Genomic DNA, 13,611 nt, shown 5'->3' on the forward strand with positions numbered 1-13,611 from the left:
CCGCGTTCGACGCGAGTCCCGGCGCGAGGCAGGATGGACGGGTCTGCATCCGTCCGGCCCGCCCGGCCGCCCGGATGCCCTGCCGAGCATTGAGGAGGTCCTGCCATGAGCGCGGACGATGTGGAGGACTTCGAGGCCGAGGCGGAGCTCACGCTCTACCGCGAGTACCGGGACGTCGTGGGCCTCTTCCGCTACGTGGTGGAGACGGAGCGCCGCTTCTACCTCGCCAACGGCGTCACCCTCACGCCGCACCAGGCCGACGGAGACGTGTTCTTCGAGCTGGTCCTCGAGGACGCCTGGGTCTGGGACGTGTACCGCAGCGCGCGGTTCATCAAGCGTGTGCGGGTGCTCACCTTCAAGGACGTGAACATCGAGGAGCTGCCCGCCGAGGACCTCCAGGTCCCGCAGGACGGCCGGCTGCCGGGCTGAGTCGCGGGGGCCGGCGCGATCCCACCGCTCCTGCACAGGCGTCCCCTCCCTCACAGCAGGCCCGCGGCCCGGCGCAGGCCCATCCGCCTCCCGCACCCTGGTGGCGGAGGTGGTCACCATGACGAGGACCGGGGAGACGGCGCCGCCGGGCGGCGGCGCACAGGGGCGGGGCAGCAGCGCGCACACGGCGCTGGGCCGCTTCGGGGAGGACGCGGCCGCGCGCTGGCTCACGGAGCGCGGCTATGTCATCGCCGAGCGGAACTGGCGCGGCGGGGCGGGCGAGCTGGACATCGTGGCCCACCACGCCGGCTGGTGGGTGGGCGTGGAGGTGAAGACCCGCTCGGGGCTCGCCTTCGGCGATCCCCTCGAGGCCATCACCCGGCGCAAGCTCCTGCGCCTGCACCGCCTCATGGCCGAGTGGGTGCGCACCCACAGCGAGGGGCGGCATCCGGCCCCGTGGCGCGTGGATGCCGTCGCCGTCCTCGTGCCGCGCACCGGGGGCGTCCGCTTCGACCTCGTCACGGACGTGCGGCCGTGAGCCGTATCGGTCGCACGCGGTCGATCTCCCTGGCCGGGCTGCGCGGCGACGTGGTGGACGTGGAGGCCGACATCGCCCAGTCCCTTCCCGGCTTCACCCTGCTGGGACTGCCGGACCAGGCCCTGCAGGAGAGCCGTGACCGCATCCGCTCCGCCGCCCGCAACGCCGGCCTGCCGCTGACCCGCCGGCACCTGACCGTGAACCTGCTCCCGGCCGGCGTGCAGAAGCGCGGCGCGTGCCACGACCTCGCCATCGTGCTCGCCGCCTACGCCGCGGACGGGCGGGTGCGCGGTGTGGACGGGCCCGTGTTCCTGGCGGAGCTCGGCTTGGACGGAACGCTGCACCGGGCCCCGGAGACCGTGGCCATGGTGCTCGCCGCGGTGGACGCCGGCCATCGGGACATCGTGGTGGCGCAGGAGGCGGTCGCCGACGCCGAGCTCGTCCCCGGTGCCCGCGTCCGGGGCTACGCCCACCTGCACCACGTGATCCGAGCCTTCGGCGGCTCGCCCGAGGGGACTGTCCCGCCCGAGCCGGACGGGCACGTGCTCGGCGCCGGCCGCGCCGGATCCGGCGGAGAGGAGGGCTCCACCTCCCCGGAGGCCCGCGGGCCCGGGTGCACTCCGGCGCCCGACCTCGCGGAGGTGGCCGGTCAGGGCGAGGCGCGGTTCGCCCTCGAGGTGGCCGCCGCGGGTGGACACCACCTGCTCCTCATGGGCCCGCCCGGCGCGGGCAAGACGATGCTCGCCGAGCGGTTGCCCGGCATCCTCCCGCCCATGGACGACCGCACGGCGCTCGAGACCGCGGCCCTGCGCTCCCTGCGCGCCATCGGCGCCCACGCGGGCGGCCTCGACCGCCGCCCGCCGTTCGAGGCCCCGCACCACTCGGCCTCGGCCGCCTCCCTCGTGGGAGGCGGCGCCGGGCTGGCCCGGCCCGGCGCCGTGTCCCTGGCCCACGGCGGCGTGCTCTTCCTCGACGAGGCCCCCGAGTTCGACCGCCGGACGCTCGAGTCCCTGCGCCAGCCCCTCGAGTCGGGGGAGGTGGTGATCCACCGCTCCCGCGGCACGGTCGCCTACCCCGCCCGCTTCCAGCTCGTCCTCGCCGCGAACCCGTGCCCCTGCGGCTTCGGCGGCGGCAACGGCAGCCGCTGCCGGTGCTCCGTGCTCCAGCGCCGGCGCTACGCCGACCGGCTCTCCGGTCCGCTGCTGGACCGCGTGGACCTGCAGGTGACGGTCCGCCCCGTGAGCGCGCACCAGCTCACCGGAGCCCCTGCCGCGGAGGACTTCGTCACCGTGGCCGCCAGGGTGCACGCCGCCGTGGAGCGCCAGGACGCCCGCTGGAGGGAGGCCGGCGCGCGCGGTCTCGTGGCCTCCCACGTGCGCCGCAACGCCCGCGTGCCCGCCCCCGTGCTGCGACACGGACCGTTCGCGGTGCCCGCCGTCGCCCGGGAGCCGGCCGACGCGGCCGTGGACCGGGGCGAGCTCAGCGCTCGCGGCCACGCCCGGGTGCTTCGCCTCGCGTGGACCCTCGCGGACCTGCGCGGCCGCGAGCGGCCCGCCCCGGAGGACACGGACGTGGCCCTGAACCTGCGCAGCCGAGACGAGGAACAGCCGTGAATCCCTCCCACCCCACCCCCACCTCCGCCTCCGCCCGCCCCGACGGCGCCCGTGTGGCCCGCGCCGCGCTCACCCGGCTCGTGGAGCCCGGGGACGAGCTTCCGGCGCACGCCGTGGCAGCGTTCGGCCCCGAGCGGGCCCTCGCGCTCCTCACCGGCCGCGCGGCACTGCACCCCGCCGAGCGGGACCTCCTGGCGGAGCACACCGGCGCGCCGGACGGCCTGGCGCGCCGGTGGTCCGCCGGGCTGCAGCGATGGGCGCCCCGCGCCGCCCATCTGGACCCCGAGCGCGACCTCGTCGCCCTGCACCGTCTGGGCGGCGGCCTGCTCATCCCGGAGGACGACGCCTGGCCGGCCGCACTGGAGGACCTCGGCGAGAGCGCCCCGCTGGGGTTGTGGTTCCGCGGGACGGGCGCGCTGCCCGCTGCCGGCCGCACCCTCGCCGTGGTGGGCAGCCGCGAGGCCACCGCCTACGGCCGCGCGGTGACGCGCCAGTTCGTGGGCCACGCTGTCCGAGCCGGCCTGTGCGTCGTCTCGGGCGGGGCATACGGGATCGACGGCGCCGCGCACCGCGCAGCCCTCGACGCGGCCCAGGAGCGTGGCGGGGCCGGGGGAGCGGAGGCGTCCGCCCCGACCATGGCCGTGCTGGCCGGCGGCCTCGACCGCTTCTATCCGGCCGGCCACGAGGAGCTGCTCCGAGACGTCATGGAGGCCGGGCTGCTCCTCTCGGAGATGCCGCCCGGAGCGAGTCCGACGCGCCACCGCTTCCTCCAGCGCAACCGGCTGATCGCCGCGCTCTCCGGCGCCGTGCTCGTGGTCGAGGCGCGCTGGCGCTCCGGCGCGCAGAACACCGCCGGCCACGCGATGGGCCTCGGCCGGGAGCTCGGCGTCGTCCCGGGGCCCGTCACCGCGCCCAGCTCCGCCGGCTGCCATCGCCTGCTGAAGGAGACCCCGGCGCGGCTCGTGATGGACGAGGACGACGCCCTCGCCCTGCTGGACGGCGTACGCCGGCCCGCTGGGAGGGGCGCCCCTGGCGGGACGGCCGCGGACACGGGCACATCCCGGGCGCCCGAACCATCCGTGGCGCCCACGTCGGCGCCGGGGACGAGGGGGGAGCGCCGGCAGCGGCACGCCGAGCGGCCCACGGACGCCCTCACCGTGGAGGAGCTGCTCGTCGTCGACGCCCTCCCGCTGCGCAGCGCCGTGCCCGTGGACCGCCTCACCGTCACCGCGGGCCTGGCCCTGCCCACCGTGCTCGCCGTCCTCTCCCGCCTGCAGCGGGCCGGGCTGGCCGAGCGCGTGGAGGACCGATGGCGGCGCGCACCGGGCGGGGGTGGCACAGTGGAGGGATGAGCACCCGTCCTCGCGCCACAGGCCCGGCGGCCGAGCCGTCCGCGGCCGTGCCCGCGCCCTCGCCCCGGGACGCGGCGTGGCTTGAGGCGTACGCGGAGCACCTGACCCACGAGCGCAATCGCAGCCCCCGGACCGTGTCCGCCTACCGTGCGGACCTGCGCCACCTGGCCGCGCACGTGGGCCCCGGTCAGGATGTCTTCGCGGAGGTGGACGTGGAGGACCTGCGTGGCTGGCTCGCCGCCATGGCCCACGCCGGCCTGGCCCGCACCACGCTGGCCCGCCGCGTGGCCGCCGTGCGCACGTTCATGGCGTGGCTGCGCCGCGAGGGCCTGCGCCACGACGATCCGGCGCTGCGCCTGCGCTCTCCCCGGCCGGACTCCTCCCTGCCGCACGTGCTGCAGGACCTGCAGACACGCCGCCTGCTGGACTGGGCTGAGGCCCGCGTCGCCGAAGCGGAGGAGGGCGACGACGCCGTCGCCCGCGCTGTCGCCCTGCGCGATGCGGCCGTGCTCGAGCTCCTCTATGCGACGGGAGCCCGCGTCGCCGAGGTCGTGGCCCTCGACCGGGACGACGTGGACCTGGAGCGCCGCGTGGCCACCCTCACCGGCAAGGGCGACCGGCAGCGCACCGTCCCGTTCGGCGGTCCCGCCGCGCGGGCGGTCCACCTCTGGTCCTCCGCCGGACGCCCCGCCCTGCTCACGGGGGAGTCCGGCCCCGCCCTCTTCCTCGGCGCGCGTGGCGGGCGGCTCGGCGTGCGGCAGGTGCGGGCCGTCGTCGACCGCGGGCTCGAGGCGCTCGGCGACACGGCGGCCCGCGGCCCGCACACCCTTCGCCACACCGCCGCCACCCACCTGCTCGACGGCGGTGCCGACCTCCGCACCGTCCAGGAGCTGCTCGGCCACTCGTCCCTGCGGACCACGCAGGTGTACACCCACGTGTCCATCGACCGCCTGCGGGAGGGCTACCGCCAGGCGCACCCCCGCGCCTGAGCGCGACACGCCCTCAAGCCGGGACCATTGCCCGCCCCCGGACCCTCCGGCACAATGGCCACAGGAGTTCCGTCGTCCGCGGCGTGGTCGTAGGGGAAGACGCACCGCATCGCTCCCGGAGGAACCCATGGACACCATCACCACCCGCGGCGTGGTCCACATCCTCTCCGCACCCACCGCGCTGTGCCCCCACGTCGAGTGGGCCCTGAGCTCCGTGCTCGGCGGCCACACCGAGGTCGAGTGGCAGGCGCAGCCGGCCGCGCCCGAGCAGCACCGCACGGAGCTGCACTGGCGGGCCCCGCAGGGCGCCGGCGCGTCGCTGGCCTCGGCGCTGCGTGGCTGGCCGCACCTGCGCTTCGAGATCACCGAGGAGCCCTCCGCCGGCGCGGACGGGTCCCGGTGGTCCCACACCCCGGACCTGGGCATCTTCCACGCGGCCACCGACGTCTCGGGCAACATCATGGTCTCCGAGGACCGGATCCGCTTCGCCTACGAGCAGGGCGCGGGCGACCCCACGGTCGTGTTCCACGAGCTCTCACTCGCCCTGGGCGAGGCCTGGGACGAGGAGCTGGAGCCCTTCCGCCTCGCCGCCGCCGGTGCGCCGGTGCGCTGGCTGCACCGCGCGGGCTGACACCGCCCCCTCGCCCGCACCCCCTCACGACGACGGCGCCCGTCCCGCGTGGGGACGGGCGCCGTCGGGCGTGCGGGTCAGACCCCGCGGAACACGGCCACGGCATTGTGGCCGCCGAAGCCGAAGGAGTTGTTCAGCGCCACGCGGTCCCCCGCGGGCAGGCGGCCCGGCTCGCCGGTCACGACGTTGAGCGGGATCTCGGGGTCCTGGTGCTCCAGGTTGATGGTCACGGGAGCGGTGCCGTGGTGCACGGCGAGCACGGTGAGGATCGACTCGATCGCGCCGGACGCCCCCAGCAGGTGGCCGGTCTGGGACTTCGTGGCCGAGACCAGGACGTCGTCGAGGTGGTCTCCGAGGACTGCCTTCAGCGCGAGGTACTCGGGGGCGTCTCCCTTGGGGGTCGAGGTGGCGTGCGCGTTCACGTGGCTCACCTGGGAGGGGTCCACGCCGGCACCGCGGAGGGCGGAGCGCAGGGCCCGGGTGGCGCCGAGGCCCTCGGGCTCCGGGGCGGTGATGTGATGCGCGTCGGAGGAGACGGCGGCGCCGATCAGCTCGGCGTACACGCGGGCGCCGCGGGCCTTCGCGTGCTCCTCGGACTCCACCACCATGACGCCGGCACCCTCGCCGAGGACGAAGCCGTCGCGGTCCACGTCGTAGGGGCGGGAGGCGGCCTGCGGGTCGTCGTTGCGCTTGGACAGCGCCTGCATCGCGGCGAACGCGGCCATCGGCAGCGGGTGCACGGCGGCCTCGGCGGCCCCGCACAGCACGACGTCGGCCTGGCCGGAGCGGATGAGCAGCAGTGCGGTCTCGAGGGCCTCGGTGCCCGCGGCGCAGGCGGAGACCACGGTGCGGGCCCCGGCGCGGGCGCCGAACTCGAGGGAGAGGGCCCCGGCCGCGCCGTTGGGCATGAGCATGGGGACGGTCATGGGCAGCACACGGCGCGGCCCGCGCTCGCGCAGGGTGTCCCAGCCGTCGAGGAGGGTCCACACGCCGCCGATGCCCGTGCCGAAGGCGACGGCCAGGCGGTCGTGGTCGATCTCGGCGCCCTCGAGCCCGGAGTCCTTCCAGGCCTCGCGGGCGGCCACGGTGGCCATCTGCGTGCCGGGGTCCTGGCGCTTGGCCTCGACCCGGCTGAGCACCTCGGCGGTGGGCACCGCGAGCTCCGCGGCGAAGGTGACGGGCAGGTCGTACTGCTCCACCCAGTCGTGCTCCATGGTGGCGGCGCCCGAGACGCCCTTCAGCGCGTTGGCCCAGAACGTGGGCACGTCGCCGCCGATGGGGGTGGTGGCGCCGAGGCCGGTGATCACTGCGGTGCGGGTCATGGGTCTGCTGCCTTCGTCTCTCGGGGGCCGGGGTGCGGGTGCCCCGGGCGAGCGGGGGCCGGAGGCGCCCGGATCAGGCGCCTCCGGCACGGTCCTGCGAGGCACGGCGGGCCGAGAGGCCCTCCGCACGGGGTGGGCCTGGATCAGGCCTGGGCGCCGTCGATGAAGTCCACGGCGTCCTGGACGGTCTTGAGGTTCTTGACCTCCTCGTCCGGGATCTTCACCCCGAACCTGTCCTCGGCGTTGACCACGATGGTCATCATGGAGATCGAGTCGATGTCGAGGTCGTCGGTGAACGACTTCTCCGGCTGCACGTCGGCCGTGTCGAGGCCGGTCTCCTCGTTCACGATCTCGGCGAGGCCGGCGAGGATCTCTTCCTTGGAAGCCATGGGGCGTCTCCTTCAGGTAGGTGTTTCGGTGTACTGGGTCAGTGAATCAGATGCGCACGCCTCAGGGGAGGCGCACCACCTGGGCTCCGTAGACGAGGCCGGCGCCGAAGCCGATCTGGAGGGCGAGGCCGCCCGAGAGCTCGGGGTGCTCGGCGAGCAGGCGGTGCATGGCCAGCGGGATGGACGCGGCGGAGGTGTTGCCCGCGTCGGCGATGTCCCGGGCCACCACCACGGACTCGGGCAGCGCCAGCTGCTTGGCGAACTCGTCGATGATGCGCATGTTGGCCTGGTGCGGGATGAAGGCGGCCAGGTCGCCCGGCTCGACGCCGGCGCGGTCCAGCGCCTCGCGGGCCACCTTCGCCATGGACCACACGGCCCAGCGGAACACGGAGGGCCCGTCCTGGCGCAGGGTCGGCCAGAGCATCTCCTCGGCGCCGGTGATCGCGGAGGCGTCGCCGGTGGTGCGGGCGTGCTCGACGGCGTCGCGCACGTCCAGCTGTGAGCGGGTCATGGAGATGGTCTCCCAGCGCTCGCCGTCCGAGCCCCACACCGAGGGGGAGATGCCGGGCTCGTCCGAGGCGGAGACGATCACCGCGCCCGCGCCGTCGCCCAGCAGGAAGGAGATGGAGCGGTCCGTGGGGTCGATGACGTCGGAGAGGCGCTCCACGCCCACCACGAGCACGTGCTTCGCGGTGCCGGCCCGCACCAGCGCGTCGGCCTGGGCCACCCCGTAGCAGTAGCCCGCGCACGCGGCGGAGACGTCGTAGGCGGGGGCGGGGGTCGCGCCGATCTCGTGGGCCACCAGGGCTGCGGCCGAGGGGGTGGCGTGGGGGAAGGTCACGGTGGAGACGATGACGGCGTCGAGGTCCGAGCCCTCCAGTCCGGCGGAGGCGAGGGCCTCCCGGGCCGCGTCGACGGACATTGAGACCACGGTCTGGTCCGCGGTCGCGCGCTGGCGCGTGACGATGCCCGTGCGCTGCCGGATCCACTCGTCGGAGGAGTTGATGGGCCCCACGAGGTCCTCGTTCGGCACGAGGTTCGCGGGACGGCAGGCGCCGACGGCGACGATGCGGCTCGCCGCGGGGCGGTCCAGCTGCTTGAGGGTGACGGTCATGATGCTCTTCTCTGCGTCTGTTCGTCTCTGCGCGGGAGGGGGGCGGCGGTGCTCAGGCTGAGTGCTCGGCGAGGAACGCGCGGGCCGCGTCCAGGTCCTCGGGGCTCTTCAGCGCCAGCGTGGCGGTGCCCTTCAGGCCGCGCTTGGCCAGTCCCGTCAGCGTACCGCCGGGCAGGAGCTCGAGGACACCGGTGACGCCGCGCTCGGCGAGGGCGTCCATGCACCGGTCCCACCGCACCGGGCGCGTCACCTGGTCCACGATCCGCTCCAGGACCTCGGCGCCCGAGGCGACGGCGGCGCCGTCCCGGTTGGAGAGCAGGGGAAGCCGCGGATCGGCCGGGGAGAGCGTGCGCACGTGGGCCGCCAGGGCGTCCACGGCGGGGGACATGTGCTCGGTGTGGAACGCGCCGGCCACCTTCAGGGGGATCACGCGCGCCCGGGCCGGGGCGCTCAGGTCGGCGAGCGCCTCGAGGGTGCCCGCCGCCACCACCTGGCCGGCGCCGTTGACGTTGGCCGGGGTGAGGCCGGCGGCCTCGATGGCAGCCAGCACCTCCTCCTGGTCCCCGCCCACGACGGCGGCCATGCCGGTGGGCGTGGCGGCGGCGGCCTCGGCCATGCCCGTGGCGCGGACGCGGACGAGCGCGAGCGACTCTGCGGGGGAGAGGACGCCCGCCAGGCCGGAGGCGGTGATCTCGCCGACGGAGTGGCCGGCGAGGACGGTGGTGGCGGGGTCGGAGGCGTCCCCCTCGAGGATGGATCCGGCGACGAGCCCCGCCGCGACGATGAGCGGCTGGGCGACCGCGGTGTCCTTGATGGTCTCCTCGTCCGAGACCGTGCCGTGGCGGACCAGGTCCACACCGGCGGCGTCGGAGAGCTCCTCCAGGAGCTCACGGGTCCCGTCCATCTCGAGCCAGGGGGCGAGGAAGCCGGGGGTCTGGGAGCCCTGTCCGGGGCACACGATCGCGAGCATGCCCTCCATCGTGTCAGGCGGGCGCGCCTCCCGCCTCCCGCTGCAGGCACGAACCCGCACGGAGGCGTTTGGAGGGTTCCTACAAGAGTGGGCGGCCCTCGGCGAGGCGGGACACGGCGATCGCGGTCTGGAGCACGTAGGCGTCGCGCGGCACGAGCGGGTCCCACCCGGTCAGCTCGCTGACCCGCCGGAGCCGGTAGCGGACGGTGTTCGCGTGCACGTAGAGCTCGCGGGCGGTGGCCTCGAGGGACCGGCCGAGGGCCAGGTAGGTGTCCACGGTCTCGAGGAGCGAGGAGCCGGCGTCGGCGAGGGGTGCCCAGACACCGTCCACGAGCGCCTCGCGAGCGGAGGGGTCGCCCATCAGCACGCGCTCCGGCAGGAGGTCCCCGGACGGCGTCGGGCGGGGGGCGCGCGGGTGCGCCGCCGCGGCGCCGAGCCCGGCGAGCGTGTGGTGGGCGGAGACGTGCGCCTCCACGAGCGAGTCCACCGCGGGGCCCGCGATCACGGGTCCGGCGGCGAACCACGGGGTGAGCGCCTCGGCGGCGGCCCGGGGGTCGGTGACCGAGCCGAGGACGAGGACGAGACGCTCGGCCTGCACGCCCACCAGGAGGTCGCAGTCGAGGCGGGCCGCCGCGCGGCGCAGCCCGGGCACGTAGGCGGGCTGGTCCTCGCCCGGGGCGGAGCCGGCCATGACCATCACGCAGTGGTCGTCGTGCCAGCCGAGCGCGGTGGCGCGGTGGCGGATCTCGTCCGGGTCCTGGCCGCGCAGCACGGCGTCGAGCAGGACCGCCTCGAGCCGGGAGTCCATGGCCCCGCGCATCTCCGCGGCCCGCGCGTAGACGTCCGCGAGGGCGAAGGCGATCTCCCGCGAGTAGTGCAGGATGTGCTCGCGCATCGCGGCCTGGTCCCGCTCCGCGACGAGGTCCGGGACGGTGGATTCGACGACCTCCACCATGGTGCGGATGAGCTGGAGGGCATGCTGGAGGGACACGGCGCGGCTGAGGTCGGTGGGGGCTGGCCCGAAGACGTCCTGGAGGACGGTGTCCGCGCCGGCCGCCGGCCGTTCGCACCACACCACGAGGCCCTGCAGGGCCCGCTGGGCCACGAGTCCGAGCGCGCTGCGCTCGTCCGGGGTGAGCTCGCGGTACCAGGGCAGGGTCGCGTCGAGGCGCTGCAGGACGGTGGTGTTGAGGGCCCCCAGGTGGCGGCGCAGCCGATCGACACCCTCGGCGCTGACGGGGCGGGGCGCGGCGGCGCGGGGTTCGGGCATGCACAGCATCCTAGGGGCCCGCGACGCGCCCGGTTGTGGGGTTCCTACAGCGGGGACGACGACGGCCGGCCGACCTCCCCGCGTGGGGAGGACGACCGGCCGTCGGGGCGGGCCGACGAACGGGCGCCGGCCGGGGACCTCAGGCGTCGCCGCCGGCGTTGCCGGTGGTGCCCGCGTTGACGTCGCTGAGCCGGTACATCGAGTGCGCCTTCGCCGCGGTGCCCTCCTCGACCGTGCCCTCCTGCTCGAGGAGCTGCAGGGCGCGCACCACCATGGAGTGCGTGTCGATGTGGAAGTAGCGGCGCGCCGCCGAGCGGGTGTCGGCGAAGCCGAACTCGTCGGCGCCCAGCGCGCTGAAGCGCTGGGTCACGAACGGCCGGATCTGGTTGGCCCAGGACGTGGTGTAGTCCGAGGTGGCCACCACGGGGCCCTCGGCGCCCGCGAGCTTCTCCGTCACGAACGGGGTGCGCACCGGGGCGCTGGGGTCCTTGAGGGCGTCCTTCTCGGCCGCGACGGCGTCGCGGTAGAGCTCGTTGTACGAGGTCACGGACCACACGTCGGCGCTCACGCCCCAGTCCTCGGCGAGGATGCGCTGCGCGTCGACCGCCCACGGCAGGGCCACGCCGGAGCCCAGGAGCTGGACCTTCGGCCCGTCGCCCTGGCCCTCGGAGAGGCGGTAGATGCCCTTGAGCAGGCCGTCCACGTCCAGGTCCTCCGGCTCGTCGAGGTGAACGATCGGCTCGTTGTACACCGTGAGGTAGTAGATGACATTGCGCACCGCGTCGCCGCGGTCGTGGTCGCCGTACATGTCCTCGAGGCCCTGGCGCACGATGTGCGCGATCTCGTACGAGTACGCCGGGTCGTAGTGCTTCACGGCCGGGTTGGTGCCCGCCAGGACCGGCGAGTGGCCGTCCATGTGCTGGGTGCCCTCGCCCGCGAGCGTGGTGCGACCCGCGGTGGCGCCGATCATGAAGCCGCGAGCGAGCTGGTCGGCCGCCGCCCAGATGCTGTCCGCCGTCCGCTGGAACCCGAACATCGAGTAGAAGATGTAGATCGGGATCATGGGCTCGCCGTGCGTCGAGTACGCCGTGCCGAGGGCGTTGAAGGCCGCGGTGGCGCCGGCCTCGTTGATGCCCACGTGGTAGAGCTTGCCCTGCGGCGACTCCTTGTAGGAGAGGAACAGGTCGCGGTCCACGGACAGGTAGTTCTGGCCCTTGGGGTTGTAGATCTTCGCCGTGGGGAAGAACGAGTCCATGCCGAAGGTGCGGGCCTCGTCCGGGATGATCGGCACGAAGCGCGAGCCCAGGTTCTTGTCCCGCATCAGGTCCTTCAGCAGGCGCACGAAGGCCATGGTGGTGGCGGCCTGCTGCTTGCCCGAGCCCTTGCGGGCCTGCTTGTAGGCCGACTCCGGGGGCAGCGGGATGCGGTGGTAGTCCGCGCGGCGCTCGGGGACGAACCCTCCGAGCTCCTTGCGGCGCTCCATGAGGTACTTCATCTCCGGGGAGTCCGCGTCGGGCTTGTAGTACGGGATCTCGTACGGGTTCTTGTCGATGACCTCGTCGGAGACCGGGATGCGGTGACGGTCGCGGAAGACCTTGATGTCGTCCGCCGTCATCTTCTTCATCTGGTGGGTGGAGTTGCGGCCCTCGAAGGACTTGCCGAGGCCGTAGCCCTTGATGGTGTGGGCCAGGATGACGGTGGGCTGGCCCTTGTGCTCCATCGCGGCCTTGTAGGCGGCGTACACCTTCTTGTAGTCGTGCCCGCCCCGCTTGAGGCCCCAGATCTCGTCGTCGCTCATGTCCGCCACCAGCTCCTTGGTGGTGGAGGAGCGGCCGAAGAAGTGCTCGCGCACGAAGGCGCCCGACTCGGCCTTGTAGGTCTGGAAGTCGCCGTCGAGCGTCTCGTTCATGATGCGCACGAGCTCGCCCTCGTCGTCGGCCTCGAGCAGCGGATCCCACTCGCGGCCCCAGAGGACCTTGATGACGTTCCAGCCCGCGCCGCGGAAGTAGGACTCCAGCTCCTGGACGATCTTCCCGTTGCCGCGCACGGGCCCGTCGAGGCGCTGAAGGTTGCAGTTGACCACGAAGGTGAGGTTGTCCAGCTTGTCGTTGGCGGCGATGTGCAGCTGGCCGCGCGACTCCGGCTCGTCCATCTCGCCGTCGCCGAGGAACGCCCACACGTGCTGCTCGGACGTGTCCTTGATGCCGTGGTGGTGGAGGTAGCGGTTGGTCTGCGCCTGGAAGATGGCGTTCATCGGGCCGAGGCCCATGGAGACCGTCGGGAATTGCCAGAAGTCCGGCTTCATGCGCGGGTGCGGGTAGGAGGGGAGCGCGTGGCCCTCCTTGGACTTCTCCTGACGGAAGCCGTCCAGGTCCTCCTCGGCGAGGCGGCCCTCGAGGAAGGCACGCGCGTAGTTGCCCGGGGAGGAGTGCCCCTGGAAGAAGATGTGGTCGCCGCCGCCGGGGTGGTCCTGCCCGCGGAAGAAGTGGTTCAGGCCCACCTCGTACAGGGTGGCCTGGCCGGCGTAGGAGGAGATGTGGCCGCCCACGCCGATGCCCTCGCGCTGCGCGCGCTGCACGATCGCCGCGGCGTTCCAGCGCAGGTAGTTGCGGTACCGGCGCTCCAGCTCCTCGTCGCCCGGGTACTCGGGCTCCTGGTCGGCCGGGATGGTGTTCACGTAGTCCGTGGTGGTCACGTGGGGCAGGGCGACCGACTGGGCGCCGGCGCGCTGCATGAGGGTGCGCATGATGTACTGCGCCCGCTCCGTCCCGCGCTCCTCCACGAGCCCGTCGAAGGACTCGATCCACTCCGCGGTCTCCTGCGGGTCCTTGTCCGGGAGCTGGTTGGTCAGACCGCTCAGGATCTGGGAGCTCTCTTCGGCTGCGCTCACGGTGCCTCCTGGTGTTCGTGCGGAGGGATGCTCCGCGTCGGTGCTGCTGCACTGGCGGGATACGCCCGCACTGCCGCGCCGCGCCCCCGGACTCGCTCCGGCGG

At 74.3% G+C, this 13,611-nt stretch carries 12 protein-coding genes; 6 read left to right on the forward strand and 6 right to left on the reverse strand.

Features of this window, described 5'->3' with window-relative positions; translation table 11 throughout:
- Window positions 1-105 precede the first annotated feature (105 nt).
- The 6 genes from LG274_RS00925 (at window position 106) to LG274_RS00950 (ending at window position 5,552) form a co-directional block, all read left to right on the forward strand.
- Entirely contained in the window at window positions 106-429 is a 324-nt protein-coding gene (locus tag LG274_RS00925) for a DUF2469 domain-containing protein (protein ID WP_298713260.1), read from the forward strand.
- Window positions 430-547: 118 nt separating this feature from the next.
- Window positions 548-967, forward strand: a complete 420-nt coding sequence (locus LG274_RS00930) for a YraN family protein (RefSeq protein ID WP_298984519.1) — start codon at window positions 548-550, stop codon at window positions 965-967.
- Window positions 964-2,580, forward strand: a complete 1,617-nt coding sequence (locus LG274_RS00935) for a YifB family Mg chelatase-like AAA ATPase (protein ID WP_404464877.1) — start codon at window positions 964-966, stop codon at window positions 2,578-2,580. Before LG274_RS00930 ends, LG274_RS00935 begins: the two co-directional genes overlap by 4 nt.
- Window positions 2,577-3,932, forward strand: a complete 1,356-nt coding sequence (locus LG274_RS00940; RefSeq protein ID WP_298984514.1) for a DNA-processing protein DprA — start codon at window positions 2,577-2,579, stop codon at window positions 3,930-3,932. The genes LG274_RS00935 and LG274_RS00940 overlap by 4 nt, the downstream gene beginning before the upstream one ends.
- Window positions 3,929-4,921: a tyrosine recombinase XerC gene (locus tag LG274_RS00945; RefSeq protein WP_298984511.1), complete on the forward strand. Its 993-nt coding sequence runs from the start codon at window positions 3,929-3,931 to the stop codon at window positions 4,919-4,921. The genes LG274_RS00940 and LG274_RS00945 overlap by 4 nt, the downstream gene beginning before the upstream one ends.
- A gap of 127 nt (window positions 4,922-5,048) precedes the next feature.
- A complete protein-coding gene (locus LG274_RS00950) occupies window positions 5,049-5,552 on the forward strand; it encodes a DUF3145 domain-containing protein (RefSeq protein WP_298984508.1) in 504 nt (167 codons plus the stop codon).
- 77 nt (window positions 5,553-5,629) lie between these two features.
- On the opposite strand, the gene fabF is transcribed toward LG274_RS00950, so the two are convergent.
- From fabF to aceE, 6 genes are all read right to left on the reverse strand, one after another.
- Complete coding sequence (gene fabF, locus LG274_RS00955) at window positions 5,630-6,874, reverse strand: beta-ketoacyl-ACP synthase II (protein WP_298984506.1); 1,245 nt, start codon at window positions 6,872-6,874, stop codon at window positions 5,630-5,632.
- Between the two features lie 143 nt (window positions 6,875-7,017).
- Window positions 7,018-7,263: an acyl carrier protein gene (locus LG274_RS00960; RefSeq protein ID WP_248115047.1), complete on the reverse strand. Its 246-nt coding sequence runs from the start codon at window positions 7,261-7,263 to the stop codon at window positions 7,018-7,020.
- Window positions 7,264-7,324: 61 nt separating this feature from the next.
- Window positions 7,325-8,377, reverse strand: coding sequence for a beta-ketoacyl-ACP synthase III (locus LG274_RS00965; RefSeq protein WP_248115046.1), 1,053 nt, complete (start codon window positions 8,375-8,377; stop codon window positions 7,325-7,327).
- A gap of 52 nt (window positions 8,378-8,429) precedes the next feature.
- Entirely contained in the window at window positions 8,430-9,347 is a 918-nt protein-coding gene (locus LG274_RS00970) for an ACP S-malonyltransferase (RefSeq protein WP_298984503.1), read from the reverse strand.
- A gap of 79 nt (window positions 9,348-9,426) precedes the next feature.
- Window positions 9,427-10,617 carry a CdaR family transcriptional regulator gene (locus LG274_RS00975; RefSeq protein ID WP_298713281.1) on the reverse strand — a complete coding sequence of 397 codons (1,191 nt, stop codon included), beginning with the start codon at window positions 10,615-10,617 and terminating at the stop codon, window positions 9,427-9,429.
- A gap of 139 nt (window positions 10,618-10,756) precedes the next feature.
- Window positions 10,757-13,507: a pyruvate dehydrogenase (acetyl-transferring), homodimeric type gene (gene aceE, locus LG274_RS00980; RefSeq protein ID WP_298713284.1), complete on the reverse strand. Its 2,751-nt coding sequence runs from the start codon at window positions 13,505-13,507 to the stop codon at window positions 10,757-10,759.
- Between the last annotated feature and the right edge of the window lie 104 nt (window positions 13,508-13,611).

This window comes from Micrococcus antarcticus, assembly GCF_044872765.1.
In the GTDB taxonomy this organism is placed as follows: domain Bacteria; phylum Actinomycetota; class Actinomycetes; order Actinomycetales; family Micrococcaceae; genus Micrococcus.

What these genes read in the sequence shown, in the direction of transcription:
- LG274_RS00960 (WP_248115047.1), bottom strand. Translation starts at nt 7,263, where the DNA reads ATGGCTTCCAAGGAAGAGATCCTCGCCGGCCTCGCCGAGATCGTGAAC.
- LG274_RS00950 (WP_298984508.1), top strand. Translation starts at nt 5,049, where the DNA reads ATGGACACCATCACCACCCGCGGCGTGGTCCACATCCTCTCCGCACCC.
- LG274_RS00970 (WP_298984503.1), bottom strand. Translation starts at nt 9,347, where the DNA reads ATGCTCGCGATCGTGTGCCCCGGACAGGGCTCCCAGACCCCCGGCTTC.
- LG274_RS00945 (WP_298984511.1), top strand. Translation starts at nt 3,929, where the DNA reads ATGAGCACCCGTCCTCGCGCCACAGGCCCGGCGGCCGAGCCGTCCGCG.
- fabF (WP_298984506.1), bottom strand. Translation starts at nt 6,874, where the DNA reads ATGACCCGCACCGCAGTGATCACCGGCCTCGGCGCCACCACCCCCATC.
- LG274_RS00925 (WP_298713260.1), top strand. Translation starts at nt 106, where the DNA reads ATGAGCGCGGACGATGTGGAGGACTTCGAGGCCGAGGCGGAGCTCACG.
- LG274_RS00975 (WP_298713281.1), bottom strand. Translation starts at nt 10,617, where the DNA reads ATGCCCGAACCCCGCGCCGCCGCGCCCCGCCCCGTCAGCGCCGAGGGT.
- LG274_RS00965 (WP_248115046.1), bottom strand. Translation starts at nt 8,377, where the DNA reads ATGACCGTCACCCTCAAGCAGCTGGACCGCCCCGCGGCGAGCCGCATC.
- LG274_RS00930 (WP_298984519.1), top strand. Translation starts at nt 548, where the DNA reads ATGACGAGGACCGGGGAGACGGCGCCGCCGGGCGGCGGCGCACAGGGG.